We start from the raw sequence: 15,848 nt of genomic DNA, 5'->3' as shown, positions 1-15,848 counted from the left end.
ACACATTTTCTCAAGCGTGCTATATTATCTTAAAAGCGCTTTCATTCATACCGAAAGGGTGACGATCAATGAAAATGGTAAAAAAGTATTCCGTACTCATGCTGTGTGCGGCTGTCGGTTTATCCTTGGCGGCCTGCGGCCCAAAGGAAAGCACCAGCGCCAAATCAAGTTCAAAAGGGTCAGAGCTTGTCGTGTGGGAGGATAAAGAAAAGAGCATCGGCATTAAAGACGCCGTTGCTGCGTTTGAAAAAGAGCATGATGTGAAGGTCAAAGTCGTTGAAAAACCGTATGCCAAGCAGATTGAAGATTTGCGGATGGACGGACCGGCCGGCACGGGGCCTGACGTGTTAACAATGCCGGGTGACCAAATCGGTACGGCTGTCACGGAAGGATTACTCAAGGAATTGCATGTCGAAAAGGACGTTCAGTCGCTTTATACTGACGCTTCCATTCAGTCTCAAATGGTTGATCAAAAGCTTTATGGGCTGCCTAAAGCGGTCGAAACGACAGTGCTTTTTTACAACAAAGATCTCATTTCAGAAAAGGAATTGCCGCAAACGCTGGAAGAGTGGTACGACTATTCCAAAAAGACTGCTGATGGCAGCAAATTTGGCTTTTTAGCCCTATTCGATCAAATTTATTACGCGGAAAGCGTGATGAGCGGATACGGCGGATACATTTTTGGAAAGGACAAAGACGGCAGCTATAACCCGTCAGACATTGGACTCAATAATGAAGGCGCTGTCAAAGGGGCGGCGCTGATTCAGAAGTTTTACAAAGATGGTTTATTCCCGGCCGGCATTATTGGAGAACAGGGAATTAATGTATTGGAATCACTGTTCACAGAAGGGAAAGCCGCCGCGATTATCTCAGGCCCGTGGAATGTAGAAGCCTTTTCGAAAGCAGGAATCAATTATGGCATAACGAAGCTGCCGAAGCTGGAAAATGGGAAAAACATGAGTTCCTTTATCGGCGTCAAAAGCTACAACGTCAGTGCGTTTTCTAAGAATGCGGAGCTGGCGCAAGAATTAGCCGTTTTCCTGGCAAACGAAAAAAATTCTAAAACACGATATGAAGAAACGAAGGAAGTTCCTGCTGTGAAATCCTTAGCCAATGACCCGGCTATTATGAAAAGCGAGGCTGCGCGGGCGGTTACTGAACAATCCCGCTTCTCAGAGCCGACGCCGAATATTCCGGAAATGAATGAAATATGGACGCCGGCTGATTCGGCATTGCAGACGGTTGCAACAGGAAAAGCGGATCCCAAGCAAGCATTGGATCAAGCGGCTGAAACCGCTAAAGGACAAATGAAAGCAAAGCATAGCGGAAAATAAAGGAAAGCTAGATTTGTATTGTAAGAGAGGTGAAAACGGTGCAGCATCGTCAAATCGCTTTGTTGCTGTCTATCATCCCAGGGCTGGGGCAATTTTATAACAAGCAATGGATAAAAGGTTTTGTCTTTCTTTTCTTAGGCGCATCGTTTTTTGCGGTCTTTGGAGATCTGCTCAATATGGGGTTTTGGGGAATCTTTACTTTAGGAACAGAAGTGCCGCGGGATAATTCCGTGTTTCTGCTGGCGGAAGGGATTATCGCTGTGATCGTGACCTGCTTTGGCCTTGCGGTGTATTATGTGAATCTTCGCGATGCGTTTCAAAGCGGAAAACAGCGCGATGAAAACAAGCCATTGAGCTCCCTCAAGGAACAATATCAACATATCATTTCTCATGGCTATCCTTACGTTGTCAGCGGCCCATCTTTGTTTATTTTAATTTTCGCCGTAGTGTTTCCTATCTTATTCAGCTTTGCATTAGCGTTTACAAACTATGATTTGTATCATTCTCCTCCCGCTAAATTAATTGATTGGGTCGGTTTTCAAACCTTCGCAAACATTTTCACAGTTGATATTTGGAGGTCGACTTTTTTTGATGTGCTGGCTTGGACGGTGGTTTGGACACTTGCCGCGTCTACGCTGCAAGTCAGTTTAGGGATTTTTCTCGCGATCATTGTCAATCAGAAAGACATTCGTTTTAAACGCTTTTTCCGGACGATTCTAATTTTGCCATGGGCCGTTCCCGGGTTTGTTACAATTTTAATTTTTGCAGGGCTGTTTAATGATAGCTTCGGCGCGATGAATCACGACATCTTGGCTTTCTTCGGCATAGAGCCTCTTCCGTGGATGACAGATGCCAATTGGTCAAGACTTGCGCTGATTCTCATGCAGGGCTGGCTCGGGTTTCCGTACATCTTTCTCGTTTCAACAGGCGTATTGCAGTCCATCCCGGACGATTTGTATGAAGCAGCCACGATTGATGGCGCTTCTGTCTTCGCAAAGCTGAGATACATCACGCTTCCGATGGTGTTCATTGCCATGGCTCCGATTATCATTACCCAGTTTACGTTTAATTTTAATAACTTTAATATTATCTATCTATTCAATGGCGGCGGCCCTGCTGTGACCGGATCAACAGCCGGCGGGACAGATATCCTTGTTTCGTGGATTTATAAATTGACAATGCAGTCCAGTCAATATTCACTCGCCGCTGCGTTAACGATTTTATTATCTGTGTTTGTCATCTCCATCGCATTGTGGCAGTTCAGACAGACGAAGTCTTTTAAAGAGGAGGCATAGGGCATGCTGGCAGATATGAAGGTCAGAAAATATATCCGTCTCCTACTCTCTTACTTATTATTAGCCTGTATGGCGGTCATCATTGTTTATCCTCTCCTTTGGACGGCAGGCGCAAGCTTTAACCCCGGCAATAGCTTGATCAGTACATCCATCATTCCGAAGCATCCGACATTCGACCATTACAAGGAATTATTTGCGGGCAAAGAAAGCCTTCAATATGTGCAGTGGTATATCAACTCCATGAAGATCAGCCTGTTTACGATGGCGGGGTCTTTAACTTGTGTGACGTTTACCGCCTATGCGTTTTCGCGCTTTCGATTTAAAGGGAGGAAGTACGCTTTAACCCTCTTTTTATTGCTGCAAATGATTCCTCAGTTTTCAGCTTTAATCGCTTTGTTTGTATTGGCGCAAATCTTGGGAATGATCAATAGCCACTGGCTGTTAATCTTGCTTTATATCGGCGGCCTGATCCCGATGAATACGTATTTGATGAAAGGGTACATGGATTCCATTCCGATGGATTTAGACGAAAGCGCCAAGATTGACGGAGCCAGCAGCACAAGAATCTTCTTCCAGATCATTCTGCCATTATCAAAACCGATGGCGGCAGTGGTTGCCATGAACGGGTTTACAGGACCGCTCGGAGATTTTGTGCTGTCCTCAACGATATTGAGAACGCCTGAATCATATACATTGCCCGTCGGCCTATTCAATTTAGTGAATGATGTCATGGGGGCCAGCTATACGACTTTTGCGGCCGGAGCCCTGCTCATCAGCATACCGGTTGCCGTCATTTTTATCATGCTGCAAAAGAATTTTGTGTCCGGATTAACCGCAGGGGGAACGAAAGGCTAAGAGAATAAGGAGGAGAATATGATGTCAAAGCTTGAAAAAACACACGTAACAGAAGCGAAATTTATGCTTCACGGAGGAGACTACAATCCTGACCAGTGGCTTGATCGGCCCGATATTTTAGCCGATGATATCAAGCTGATGAAGCTTTCTCATACGAATACGTTTTCTGTCGGCATTTTTGCGTGGAGTGCGCTTGAGCCCGAGGAAGGCGTGTATCAATTTGACTGGCTTGATGATATTTTTCAACGGATTCACAGCATAGGCGGACGCGTCATATTGGCAACGCCGAGCGGAGCCCGTCCCGCCTGGCTGTCGCAAACCTATCCTGAAGTGCTGCGTGTCAATGCTGCCCGAGTCAAACAGCTGCACGGGGGAAGGCACAACCACTGCATCACATCAAAGACATATCGGGAAAAAACGCAGAACATCAACCGCTTATTAGCAGAACGATACGGCAATCATCCTGCGCTGTTAATGTGGCATATTTCAAACGAATACGGCGGAGATTGCCACTGCGACCAATGCCAGCGTGCTTTCAGGGAGTGGCTGAAATCGAAATATGACAACAGCCTCAAGACATTGAACCACGCGTGGTGGACTCCGTTTTGGAGCCACACATTCAATGACTGGTCACAAATTGAAAGCCCTTCGCCGATCGGTGAAAGTGGCTTGCACGGCATGAACTTAGACTGGCGCCGGTTCGTCACCGATCAAACGATTTCGTTTTATGAAAATGAGATCGTGCCGCTGAAAGAACTGACGCCCCATATCCCTATCACAACGAACTTTATGGCTGACACACCGGATTTGATTCCGTATCAGGGCCTCGACTACAGCAAATTTGCGAAACATGTCGATGTCATCAGCTGGGACGCTTATCCGGTCTGGCACAATGACTGGGAAAGCACAGCTGATTTGGCAATGAAGGTCGGCTTCATCAATGACCTGTACCGAAGCCTGAAGCAGCAGCCTTTCCTATTAATGGAGTGTACGCCAAGCGCGGTCAATTGGCATAACGTCAACAAGGCGAAGCGCCCGGGCATGAATCTGCTGTCGTCCATGCAAATGATCGCCCACGGTTCGGACAGCGTTCTCTATTTCCAATACCGCAAATCGCGCGGATCATCAGAAAAATTGCACGGAGCGATTGTGGGTCATGACAATAGCTCGAAGAACCGCGTCTTTCAAGAGGTGGCCAAAGTCGGCGAGACATTAGAACAGCTGTCCGAGGTTGTCGGAACGAAGAGGCCTGCTGAAACCGCTATTTTATATGACTGGGAAAATCATTGGGCGCTCGAGGATGCCCAGGGGTTTGCGAAGGCGACAAAACGTTATCCGCAAACACTTCAACAGCATTACCGCACATTCTGGGAACACGATATCCCTGTCGACGTCATCACGAAAGAACAAGACTTTGCACCATATAAACTGCTAATCGTCCCAATGCTGTACTTAATCAGCGAAGACACCATTTCCCGTTTAAAATCATTTACGGCTAACGGCGGCACCTTAGTCATGACGTATATCAGCGGGATTGTGAACGAACATGACTTAACGTATACAGGCGGATGGCATCCGGATCTTCAAGCTATTTTCGGAATTGAGCCTCTTGAAACCGACACGCTGTATCCGAACGATCGAAACGCCGTCACCTACCGCGGCCAAACATATGAAATGAAGGATTATGCGACCGTGATTGATGTAAAGACCGCATCAGCGGAAGCGGTGTATCAAGAAGATTTTTACGCGCGTACGCCAGCGGTGACAAGCCATCAATATCAGCAGGGCAAGGCGTATTTTATCGGCGCGCGCTTGGAGGATCAATTTCATCGGGATTTCTATGAAGGGCTGATCACAGACCTGTCTCTTTCTCCTGTTTTTCCGGTTCGGCACGGGAAAGGCGTCTCTGTACAAGCGAGGCAGGATCAGGATCATGATTATATTTTCATCATGAATTTTACGGAAGAAAAACAGCTGGTCACGTTTGATCAGAGTGTGAAGGACATAATGACAGGAGACATATTGTCAGGCCGCCTGACGATGGAACAATATGAAGTGAGAATAGTCGTAAACACACATTAGGCTGATGCTCCGCTCGAAATGGGCGGATTCTTTTTTCTGCATTAGGAAAGCGCTTACTAATTAGTGAGGGGTGGAATCATGAGAAGCGGAGTGAAAATGTTCTGTGCGGCTGCTATCGTGTGGAGTGCATTCAGTTCACCGGGATTTGCCGCTGCCGTTGAGAAGGAAAAACATGCGCCAGAGGTTCGGACAGAGGATCTTTTCGTTAAAAAAGTAGAGGGCATGAACAAGGACTTTATCAAAGGGGCAGATGTGTCGAGTGTTATTGCTTTAGAAAACAGCGGAGTCACCTTTTATAATACAAGCGGAAAACCGCAGGATATTTTTACAACCTTAAAACAAGCTGGCGTCAACTATGTTCGCGTCCGCATCTGGAATGACCCGTATCATTCAAATGGCCGTGGGTATGGAGGGGGAAACAATGATATTCAAAAAGCCATCGAAATCGGCAAAAGAGCGACAGCGAACGGAATGAAGGTACTGGCCGACTTTCATTACTCTGATTTCTGGGCAGACCCTGCGAAACAGAAGGTCCCCAAAGCTTGGGCGAATCTCAGCTTTGAAGCTAAAAAAGCAAAGCTCTACGAATTTACAAAGCAAAGTCTGCAAAAGATGATCAAGGAAGGCGTCAACATCGGCATGGTTCAGGTCGGAAATGAAACGACAGGAGCATTTGCCGGCGAAACCGATTGGGCGAAAATGAGCCAATTGTTTAATGAAGGAAGCCGGGCGGTCAGGGAAACAAACCGCAATATTCTGGTCGCGCTGCATTTTACCAATCCTGAAACGGCTGGAAGGTATTCATTTATTGCAGAAACACTCCGCAAAAACAAAGTGGATTATGATGTGTTTGCCAGCTCGTATTATCCTTTCTGGCACGGCACATTACAGAATTTGACCTCCGTGCTGAAGGTTGTTGCCGGTACGTACGGCAAAAAAGTCATGGTGGCGGAGACATCGTACACCTATACCGCTGAGGATGGAGACGGTCATGAAAATACGGCGCCAAAAAGCGGGCAGACGCTGCCATATCCTATTTCCGTTCAAGGCCAGACGAATGCGATAAGAGATGTGATGCAGGCCGTAGCGAATACAGGCACGGCGGGGCTTGGCGTTTTCTATTGGGAGCCTGCGTGGATTCCGGTCGGGCCGAAAACGCAGGTAGAGAAAAACAAAGTGTTATGGGAAACATACGGGTCAGGCTGGGCTTCCAGCTATGCTGCCGAATATGACCCCGAAGATGCCGGAAAGTGGTATGGGGGGAGTGCTGTGGATAACCAAGCCTTATTTGATTTTAACGGACACCCGCTGCCTTCCTTGCAGGTGTTTCAATATGCGAAGTCAGGGCATATCCCCAAGAAACGCTGAAACAAAAAATCCATGAGATGCAGCATCTCATGGATCTTTTTATTTCACATCAACTATTATAAAACATTCGTCATCACTCTGATGATGGGCTTCCTTATGATGATGCAGTGATGTAAGGATTTTCTCCATCAGGCCAGCAATAGGCAAATCGGGATTATCCTTTAATAAATCAAATAAATAACATGAAGCCGTAGGGTCCATCACGCCATCCGTATACAGAAGGAGCCTTCCGCCCTCCGTGTATGGAAGGCTCCTTGATTGAAACTCCGTGTCTTCAAACATTCCGATCGGAGGCGCGGTTGCGTGCAGCGGATGTTGGGTTCCATCGGCGCCCTGCCATAATGCCGGCGGGTGCCCTGCGTTGACATAATCCATTCTTTTCCTGACTGTATCAATCTCAAGATAAACCCCAGTGCAATAATGTCTTGCTTCCTCATCATTTTGAAACAAGCTGTGAAGGTGCCGGTCTAATTCCTTCATGACTTTGACGGGACTGAGGCCTTGCGTGATCTGGCGCTGGAACAATGGATGCAGAGACATTGTAATCAAAGCCGATGAAATCCCGTGCCCCATCACATCAAGAATAATAATGCCGTAACGATGTTCATCGATTTGATAAAATCCGTATAGATCACCCGATAACTCACTGGAGGCTTTGTAATAAGCGTCAATCTGAATCTGATCGTTTACAATCGGTTCAGTCAACGAGTTTTCCTGAATCTTTCTTGCGAGCTCAAGCTCTCTTTTGGTGTTTAATTTAAATTGCTGATTTTGTTTGTTGATCTCAAGCAGTTCTTCTTGTTTTGCCTTCAGCGTTCCTAAGGCAATTTCTAACTCCGCATTGGCTTTCTGTTTGGCAAGCAAAGCTTCCTGTGCCGCGTTTCTGGCCTTCAGCAGCTCATTTTCATATTCATTTCGCTTCCGCATCGGAATCAGAATACACTCGGTGACAGTTGCTCCTCGATCAGCTTTTACAACAGCATTGACAAGGACGGGAATTTCTTCTCCATCTCTTGTTTTCAAGGAAATGTACATTTCTTCGATGTGATGCTCCAGCTTCAAAAGCGGAACAAAATAGAGCTGGTAAAAAAGCTGTGCGGGAACAGTCAAAATTGTATTTATATGCTGGCCAATAACCTGTTCTGGCTCTTCATTCAGAATCTTGAGCAAGGTACGGTTGACAGCTAAAATCAAACCCTCTTCTGACAAAGTGAGGAAACCGCATGGTGCATCATTCAATTGTTTGTCCATTAAGAGGGTCACCTCTATCCCTTTCGTTCCTCTATTACACGTGTACTTTCAAATAATCGCCGATCAGCTGGATCGTCTCTTCAGGATGGCTCATGTGGGGGCAATGCCCGCGAGCCTCCATTTGTCTCAGGTCGCTATGAAGCAGGTGCTTATGCATATATTCACCTACTGCTGCAGGTGCGATGATATCATCTGCGCATTGGAGAATAAGAGAGGGAACCGTTACCTTTGAAAGATCCTCCCGGTGATCAGAAAAAAACGCGGCTTTCGCGAATTGGCGGGCAATCACAGGGTCAGTAGAACAAAAACGGCTTTCTAGCTCTTCCTTGATTTCAGGCCGATCAGGCTGATTCAGAACAGTTCCTGCAAATACAGCTGCCCAGCCTATGTAATTTTTCTCCATCATCTCCAGCAAACCAAGGAGCTGCTCCTCTTCAAATCCTCCGTAATACTCAGGCGGATCATTCAAATAGCAAGGAGAAGGGCCAACCATCACCAGATGGGAAAAAAGCGCCGGGCGGCGGATGGAAGCCAGCATTCCAATCACAGCTCCGACAGAGTGCCCCACAAACACGGTCTCTTCAAGCTCTAAAGCTTCACAAACATCAAGAACATCTTGAGCATAGCCATCAAGTGTCCGGTAACGATTCTGGTCATATGCGCGCAAATCTGAATGTCCCGAACCGACATAATCAAATAAAATCACTCGATGGTCTTCTTCGAAGGCTGGCGCCACGGCGTTCCAAACACTTTGATCGCATCCAAAACCAGGTGCAAAAATGATAGATGTTTTGCCGCTGCCTTTCACCTTCACATGATTTCGAGACAAAATCGCTTCGTCCATAATTGCTCCTTTCAGCCGGGAAGTAAAATAAAGTTCAATAAGTCTATCATAACACTCACGCTTTGAAGAGTGTGTCTTTCTATGAAAGTAAATAGCAGTTTGAAAGAAAGAGGACATCCGGCATAGCCGTGCTGGATGAATTGGAAGATGCAGAGGATGGATTGCCTAGGCACCTGCGGTGAGAAAGAATATGACATTTGTCACTCCGTCATCATGACACCCCATACTAATATCAGCTCCTCCAACAAATTACAATCAATGTAAGTGATCAGGAGGTGCTCATGTGATGAATGAGGCAGTATCAGTAAGTAATGTGACAAAACACTTTCAGAAAAAAACAGCTGTAAACAACATCAGCTTCAGCATTAAAAAAGGAGAAATTGCAGCCATCCTCGGGCCGAATGGCGCAGGGAAGACGACCGTCATCTCTATGTTATTAGGATTGCTGAAACCGAGTCAGGGAGAAATCAAACTATTAAACCGGATTCCGCATGATCAAAAGGTTCGCGAAAAAATAGGCGTGATGCTGCAGGAAGTAAGTGTCATGCCGGGCCTGAAGGTGAACGAAATCCTCGAGCTCTGTCGAAGTTATTATCCGAAACCATTGTCTATGAAGGAATTGGTTTCGTTAACAGCCCTCACAAAAGAAGATTTGAAAACAAGAGCAGAAAAATTATCCGGCGGACAAAAACGCCGTTTGAGCTTTGCTTTGGCTCTTGCGGGCAACCCGGAGCTGCTTATATTCGATGAACCGACAGTCGGAATGGACACATCATCAAGACATCGATTCTGGCAGACCATTCATGGACTGGCGGACCAAGGAAAAACGATTATTTTTACAACTCATTATTTACAGGAAGCAGATGATGCCGCACAGCGAATCTTATTTTTTGCTGATGGACGGCTTGTGGCAGACGGCTCGCCAATGCAACTCCGCTCAAGGATTCAAAAACAGTCTGTTTCCTTTACGCTCCATTCAGATGAATCATTGGAAAAGCTGTCTCGACACCCGGAAGTAGAGCGAGTGTTCCACAAGCATCAAAGAACCATCATCCAAACATCAAATACAGACAAAGTGTTAGCGCTGATCTTTCAAGAAAATATCCAAGCGCGTGATATTCGAATTGAGCACGGAACGCTCGATGAGGCATTTCGCCGGCTGGCTGACGTAAACAGGGAGGCGATGTGAGTGAACATGCTGCAGAAGCAAAGCATAGCTGAAATGAAAAGGGTGCTTAGGAATAAGTACTTTGTGCTTTGGTCGCTGATGATGCCGATTGCCTTTTATTATCTCTTTACCAATGTAGTGAATACCAATGTCCCTGACCAACGTGCATGGGAAGCCCATTACTTAATGTCGATGACAGTCTTCAGCGTGATGGGTTCCTCTATCATGACGCTTGGCATCCGTATGGTTCAAGAACGGTCACAAGGCTGGACTGCCTTTATCCGCATTACGCCTCTTTCGGATCATATTTATTTATCAGCTCAGATGATCGGCCAAAGTGTGATTCACGTTTTATCCATCACCGTCATTTTTCTTTTCGGCGCCATCATTAATGACATTGCCTGTCGCCGTTTGAATGGATCATGAGCGGACTGTGGATTTTGTTTGGCGCATTGCCGTTTTTAGCGTTAGGCACACTAATCGGCCTCATGAGAAAAGTAGAAACAGCGGCCGGAATCAGTAATGTGCTTTACATGCTGCTGGCTTTGGGCGGAGGCATGTGGATGCCGTTTGAGGTCATGCCGGACATGATGCAGAACATTGGCCGGTGGCTTCCGTCTTATCATTTCGGGAGCGGAGCGTGGGAACTTGTCCGGGGCGGGAGTCCGGATTGGAAAAATATCCTGGTATTAATCGCTTATTTGCTACTCTTCATGCTACTATCTAAGTATATGAGAAGAAAACAAGAAGCGGTGTAATGTATGAAAAAGGCAATAACCATTTTCCCGAAGCAATTCGGGTTTTTCCCTTATATCTTTCTGGTGTACATCATTATGCCGTTCCTCTCTTTATTGAAAGAATCAGGCATCAAACAGGTGATTGGATATGGCATGCTGGTCCTTTTTGTCGCGGCATATCGCCAGTTGTTCTGCAGCTTGGGCAGAAGCTCGTTTACGTATTGGCTCATCGTGCAAATGGCGGTTATTTTGATATACAGTCTGTTTTATGATATCAGCTATATGTACTTAGGTTTTTTTCCGGCAAACTTTGTTGGTTATTACAGAGAGAAAACGAAGTTTAACCGTGCTTTCTGCGGTTTACTCTTCATGCTGCTGCTCCCTTGTCTGTACCGACTATTTGCGAATTCGGTCTCCATTCGGGAGCTGTTCTCTATTCTTCCATTTCAGGTCATCATGCTCATTTCTCCATTCGGAATCCGTTCTATGTTTCGGAGAATAGAGCTTGAAACGAAGCTTGACCAAGCAAACGAACAGATAAAGGAACTCTCCAAAAGGGAGGAGCGCGTTCGAATCGCCCGTGATCTTCACGATACCCTCGGCCATACCCTGTCGCTCCTTACATTGAAAAGCCAGCTGATTCAGCGGCTGGCCACATCTGATCCAGAGCGGACCAGGCTTGAGGCAAAAGAAATGGAAACAAGCTCGAGAGCTGCGCTCAAGCAAGTTCGTGAGCTGGTTTCTGATATGAGAACGGTCACGATGGCTGAGGAGCTTGCCAACATACAGCACATATTAAAAACGGGAAACATTACCTTTCAATACGAAGGAGACGATGACTTTTCAGCGATATCACCCGTCACGCAAAACATTATCAGCATGTGTATGCGGGAAGCTGTGACCAACATCATCAAGCACAGCAATGCAACCCACTGCGCTATCACCATTACTCAGTTTACTGACAAAATGAGGATTGTGATACGGGATGACGGAAAGGGAGCGGCGAAGGAGAAAACGTTTGGGAATGGCCTGCGTGGAATGGAAGAACGGCTCATGCTCATTGAAGGTGGATTAACGCTTTCAGCTCATAACGGAACGGTTGTGACACTGACGATTCCGCTTATTAAAAAAGCAGAATGATAGGAGGACGAAAAGAATGATTCGTCTGTTGATTGCTGAGGACCAGCGAATGCTTTTGGGCGCTTTGGGATCTCTGCTTGATTTAGAAGAGGATATGACAGTCATCGGACAAGCATTAAACGGGGAAGAGGCGCTGAAAGCCATTTTGAAGCTGGAGCCGGATGTATGCATCATGGACATTGAAATGCCGGTTCGAAGCGGGCTTGACGTGGCAGAGGAATTAATGCAAAAAGGCTGCCGCAGCAAGGTCATTATTTTAACCACTTTTGCCCGCCCCGGCTATTTTGAACGCGCCGTCAAAGCCGGCGTACATGGCTATCTGCTGAAAGACGGCGAAATTGACGACCTGGCTGCTGCCATCCGAAAGTGTGTTGAAGGAAAACGAGTTTTCAGCCCCGAGCTGACGTTTAACATGATTCGAGACAAAAATCCCCTCACCGTAAGAGAGCAAGAAATTCTGAGGCTGGCGGCTTTAGGCAAGACAACAAAAGATATTACGCTGGAACTCTATTTATCTCAGGGCACAGTTCGAAACTATATATCAGAAATCATCCAAAAGCTCAATGCAAAAAATCGGACAGAAGCCGCCAGCATTGCTGAGGGAAAGGGATGGATTTAACAATATATTTTCAGCATCCGCGGCACTCCTGGGAGATCAGGAGTGTTTTTGATATGCCCGCAAATGAAATTATCCCCAGAAAACCCTTTCCTTCCATTGTCAGAATAGTGTACGATATTCATATAGTTATTTTAACTCAGGTCATCAGATGACCAGATCATATATTGGGGATGAGAGAGGGGTTCATCATGAAAGTCTCACTTTTTGTCACTTGTCTTGTTGATATGTTTCAAACAAATGTCGGAAAAGCAACGGTTGAGCTGCTGGAGCGGCTTGGGTGTGAGGTTGATTTTCCGGAGGGGCAGATCTGCTGCGGCCAGCCGGCTTACAACAGCGGTTACGTGAATGACGCCAAAAAAGCAATGAAACGAATGATTGAAACGTTTCAGGATTCCGAATATGTCGTCAGTCCTTCCGGCTCCTGCACGACAATGTTCAGGGAGTATCCGCACTTGTTTGCGGATGACCCGAAATGGGCCGATAAAGCGCAAAAGCTGGCGGATAAAACGTATGAACTGACGGATTTTATCGTGAACGTCCTTGGGGTAGAGGATGTCGGCGCGACCCTTCATACAAAAGCGACCTTACATACGTCGTGCCATATGACAAGGCTGCTCGGGGTTCGGGAGGAGCCGATGAAGCTTCTGAGCCATGTGAAGGGCCTGGAGTTCACAGCGCTTCCGGGCAAACATAACTGCTGCGGATTCGGAGGAACGTTCTCCGTCAAAATGGCACAAATCTCTGAGCAGATGGTCGATGAAAAAGTCGCATGCGTGGAGGAAACGGGAGCAGAGGTGCTGATCGGCGCTGACTGCGGCTGTTTGATGAATATCGGGGGACGGCTTGACCGAAAAGACAAGAATGTCAAAGTGATGCACATCGCCGAAGTGCTCAATAGCAGATAAAACTGGATTCAGAGGGGGAAAGAATCATGGCGATGAAAATCGGTACTGACGCTTTTAAAGAGCGGGTATCACAGGGGATTGATAATGAATTTATGAGAGGCGCTGTTTCAGGTGCGCAGGAACGTCTGCGGACACGGCGCCTTGAAGCAGCCGAAGAGCTGGGAAACTGGGAAGAGTGGCGCTCGCTATCAGAGGAAATCAGGCAGCATGTCCTTGAAAACCTCGATTTCTATCTCGGCCAGCTTGCCGAAAATGTGGCGAAAAGAGGCGGGCATGTCTACTTCGCGGAAACATCGGAAGAGGCATCTTCTTATATTCGCGATGTCATTCAAAAGAAGAACGGGAAGAAAATCGTAAAATCAAAATCTATGGTCACAGAGGAAATCAATCTGAATGAGGTGCTGGAGAAGGAAGGCTGTGAAGTCGTCGAAACCGATCTCGGCGAGTATATTTTGCAGATTGATGATCATGATCCGCCGTCACATATCGTAGCGCCCGCCCTTCATAAAAATAAAGAGCAGATACGCGATGTGTTTAAAGAAAGGCTGGATTATCAGCATACAGAAAAACCGGAAGAGCTTGTCATGCATGCGCGCGCCATCCTGCGGGAAAAGTTTCTGGAAGCGGATATCGGCATTACCGGCTGTAACTTCGCCATCGCTGACACGGGTTCAGTCAGCCTTGTGACAAATGAAGGAAACGGGCGGCTTGTGAGCACCTTGCCAAAAACACAAATCACCGTCATGGGAATGGAGCGGATCGTCCCGTCGTTTTCTGAATTTGAAGTGCTAGTCAGCATGCTGACAAGAAGCGCTGTCGGACAGCGGCTGACAAGTTATATTACGGCTTTGACAGGCCCGAAGCTGGAGGGGGAAGTGGACGGGCCGGAGGAATTCCATCTTGTCATCGTTGACAATGGCCGGTCCAGCATTCTCGGAACGGAATTCCAGTCTGTGCTGCAATGCATCCGCTGTGCCGCCTGTATCAATGTCTGCCCTGTGTACCGCCATGTCGGCGGACACTCATACGGCTCCATCTATTCGGGGCCGATCGGAGCGGTTTTATCGCCGCTGCTCGGCGGTTATGACGATTTTAAGGAACTGCCGTACGCCTCTACATTGTGCGCGGCTTGTTCGGAAGCCTGTCCAGTCAAAATTCCGCTTCATGAGCTGCTTCTCAAGCATCGCCAAAACATCGTCGAAAAAGAAGGCAGAGCGCCGATCAGTGAAAAGCTTGCGATGAAAGCGTTCGGACTTGGCGCGTCCTCTTTGTCGCTTTATAAAATGGGCTCAAAATGGGCGCCAGCCGCCATGACGCCTTTCACAGAAGACGAGAAAATTTCGAAAGGGCCGGGCCCGCTCAAAAGCTGGACACAGATCCGCGACTTTCCGGCACCGCATAAATCAAGGTTCAGAGACTGGTTTACAGACAGAGAAACAAGTGAACGCACGAAGGAGGAGCAGTGATGGCGAAGGGAACCGTTCAGAATCAGGAGAGCTTTTTAAATCGGGTCGCATCACGCCTGGGCCGTGACAGAAGAACGGGAGGCGTGGCAGTCCCTGAGTGGGCGCATCAGCCGCAATATCAAACACTTCAAGGATATTCAGCGGATGACTTAGTCACAGTGCTCAAAAACCATTGTGTCAAAATCCATACAGAGCTGATTGAAACGGATTCAATCGGCCTTTACGATGCTCTTCGCGAGCAAGTCAGGCGCTTCTCAGGAGGCCCTGTCATCATTCCGAAGGACCCCCGTTTTGAAGCATACGGACTAAAAAGCCTGCTCACCAAGGAATGGCCGAACGATGAAACTCCGGTCTGGGAGTGGGATGCTGCCAAAGGTAAAGAAAATATCGAAAAAGCGGAGCAAGCCAATGTAGGGATTACATTCAGCGAGATCACACTGGCAGAGTCGGGGACAGTTGTCCTCTTTTCCTCAAAAGACATCGGCCGGTCTGTCAGCCTTTTGCCGACGACCTACATTGCGATTGTCCCGAAATCAAGCATCGTGCCGAGAATGACGCAAGCCAGTGATATCATCCGCCAAAAGATTGCGGACGGCGTCACTGTTCCTTCATGCATCAACTACATTACCGGACCGAGCAACTCAGCTGACATTGAAATGGATTTGGTCGTCGGGGTGCACGGACCTGTAAAAGCCGCATATATTCTCGTCTCTGACCGCTGATCTGAAGAAAGCCCGGCATATGCTGCCGGGCTTTCTTCTTGAAAAAACTTCAACTTCCAATT

At 47.2% G+C, this 15,848-nt stretch carries 13 protein-coding genes and 1 pseudogene; 12 read left to right on the top strand and 2 right to left on the bottom strand.

Annotated elements, in window-relative coordinates; all coding sequences use genetic code 11:
- The first annotated feature begins 68 nt into the window (after positions 1-68).
- From ganS to ganB, 5 genes are all read left to right on the top strand, one after another.
- Entirely contained in the window at positions 69-1,334 is a 1,266-nt protein-coding gene (ganS, locus tag EFK13_RS17530; RefSeq protein WP_129507544.1) for an arabinogalactan oligomer ABC transporter substrate-binding protein GanS, read from the top strand.
- Positions 1,335-1,372: 38 nt separating this feature from the next.
- Entirely contained in the window at positions 1,373-2,629 is a 1,257-nt protein-coding gene (gene ganP / locus EFK13_RS17525) for a galactooligosaccharide ABC transporter permease GanP (RefSeq protein WP_129507545.1), read from the top strand.
- 3 nt (positions 2,630-2,632) lie between these two features.
- On the top strand, positions 2,633-3,484 hold the full coding sequence (gene ganQ / locus EFK13_RS17520; protein WP_129507546.1) for a galactooligosaccharide ABC transporter permease GanQ: 852 nt from the start codon (positions 2,633-2,635) through the stop codon (positions 3,482-3,484).
- An 18-nt stretch (positions 3,485-3,502) separates the two neighbouring features.
- Positions 3,503-5,566, top strand: a complete 2,064-nt coding sequence (gene ganA, locus EFK13_RS17515) for a beta-galactosidase GanA (RefSeq protein ID WP_129507547.1) — start codon at positions 3,503-3,505, stop codon at positions 5,564-5,566.
- A gap of 78 nt (positions 5,567-5,644) precedes the next feature.
- Positions 5,645-6,934, top strand: a complete 1,290-nt coding sequence (gene ganB / locus EFK13_RS17510) for an arabinogalactan endo-beta-1,4-galactanase (protein ID WP_129507548.1) — start codon at positions 5,645-5,647, stop codon at positions 6,932-6,934.
- 39 nt (positions 6,935-6,973) lie between these two features.
- On the opposite strand, the gene rsbP is transcribed toward ganB, so the two are convergent.
- Positions 6,974-8,185, bottom strand: a complete 1,212-nt coding sequence (rsbP, locus tag EFK13_RS17505) for a phosphoserine phosphatase RsbP (RefSeq protein WP_129507549.1) — start codon at positions 8,183-8,185, stop codon at positions 6,974-6,976.
- Positions 8,186-8,219: 34 nt separating this feature from the next.
- A complete protein-coding gene (locus EFK13_RS17500; protein WP_129507550.1) occupies positions 8,220-9,029 on the bottom strand; it encodes an alpha/beta fold hydrolase in 810 nt (269 codons plus the stop codon).
- Between the two features lie 283 nt (positions 9,030-9,312).
- On the opposite strand from EFK13_RS17500, the gene EFK13_RS17495 reads away from it, so the two are divergent.
- From EFK13_RS17495 to EFK13_RS17465, 7 genes and pseudogenes are all read left to right on the top strand, one after another.
- Positions 9,313-10,218 carry an ABC transporter ATP-binding protein gene (locus EFK13_RS17495; protein ID WP_129507551.1) on the top strand — a complete coding sequence of 302 codons (906 nt, stop codon included), beginning with the start codon at positions 9,313-9,315 and terminating at the stop codon, positions 10,216-10,218.
- A pseudogene (locus EFK13_RS17490) lies at positions 10,219-10,955 on the top strand (ABC transporter permease).
- Positions 10,956-10,958: 3 nt separating this feature from the next.
- Positions 10,959-12,074: a sensor histidine kinase gene (locus tag EFK13_RS17485; protein WP_129507552.1), complete on the top strand. Its 1,116-nt coding sequence runs from the start codon at positions 10,959-10,961 to the stop codon at positions 12,072-12,074.
- Between the two features lie 16 nt (positions 12,075-12,090).
- Positions 12,091-12,693, top strand: coding sequence for a two-component system response regulator YvfU (gene yvfU, locus EFK13_RS17480; RefSeq protein ID WP_129507553.1), 603 nt, complete (start codon positions 12,091-12,093; stop codon positions 12,691-12,693).
- A gap of 188 nt (positions 12,694-12,881) precedes the next feature.
- On the top strand, positions 12,882-13,598 hold the full coding sequence (gene lutA, locus EFK13_RS17475) for a lactate utilization iron-sulfur protein LutA (RefSeq protein ID WP_064816268.1): 717 nt from the start codon (positions 12,882-12,884) through the stop codon (positions 13,596-13,598).
- 26 nt (positions 13,599-13,624) lie between these two features.
- Complete coding sequence (gene lutB, locus EFK13_RS17470; RefSeq protein WP_129507554.1) at positions 13,625-15,064, top strand: lactate utilization iron-sulfur protein LutB; 1,440 nt, start codon at positions 13,625-13,627, stop codon at positions 15,062-15,064.
- Positions 15,064-15,786 (top strand): LutC/YkgG family protein, encoded by a 723-nt coding sequence (locus tag EFK13_RS17465; protein ID WP_129507555.1) that lies wholly within the window; start codon positions 15,064-15,066, stop codon positions 15,784-15,786. Before lutB ends, EFK13_RS17465 begins: the two co-directional genes overlap by 1 nt.
- Positions 15,787-15,848 lie beyond the last annotated feature (62 nt).

The organism is Bacillus cabrialesii, assembly GCF_004124315.2.
Lineage (GTDB): Bacteria > Bacillota > Bacilli > Bacillales > Bacillaceae > Bacillus > Bacillus cabrialesii.
This window is presented reverse-complemented; position numbering and strand designations above follow the sequence as displayed.

Excerpts from the sequence above, each read along its gene's own strand:
- ganS (WP_129507544.1), top strand. The coding sequence starts at position 69 with ATGAAAATGGTAAAAAAGTATTCCGTACTCATGCTGTGTGCGGCTGTC.
- ganQ (WP_129507546.1), top strand. The coding sequence starts at position 2,633 with ATGCTGGCAGATATGAAGGTCAGAAAATATATCCGTCTCCTACTCTCT.
- ganA (WP_129507547.1), top strand. The coding sequence starts at position 3,503 with ATGATGTCAAAGCTTGAAAAAACACACGTAACAGAAGCGAAATTTATG.
- ganB (WP_129507548.1), top strand. The coding sequence starts at position 5,645 with ATGAGAAGCGGAGTGAAAATGTTCTGTGCGGCTGCTATCGTGTGGAGT.
- rsbP (WP_129507549.1), bottom strand. The coding sequence starts at position 8,185 with ATGGACAAACAATTGAATGATGCACCATGCGGTTTCCTCACTTTGTCA.
- EFK13_RS17500 (WP_129507550.1), bottom strand. The coding sequence starts at position 9,029 with ATGGACGAAGCGATTTTGTCTCGAAATCATGTGAAGGTGAAAGGCAGC.
- EFK13_RS17485 (WP_129507552.1), top strand. The coding sequence starts at position 10,959 with ATGAAAAAGGCAATAACCATTTTCCCGAAGCAATTCGGGTTTTTCCCT.
- yvfU (WP_129507553.1), top strand. The coding sequence starts at position 12,091 with ATGATTCGTCTGTTGATTGCTGAGGACCAGCGAATGCTTTTGGGCGCT.
- lutA (WP_064816268.1), top strand. The coding sequence starts at position 12,882 with ATGAAAGTCTCACTTTTTGTCACTTGTCTTGTTGATATGTTTCAAACA.
- lutB (WP_129507554.1), top strand. The coding sequence starts at position 13,625 with ATGGCGATGAAAATCGGTACTGACGCTTTTAAAGAGCGGGTATCACAG.
- EFK13_RS17465 (WP_129507555.1), top strand. The coding sequence starts at position 15,064 with ATGGCGAAGGGAACCGTTCAGAATCAGGAGAGCTTTTTAAATCGGGTC.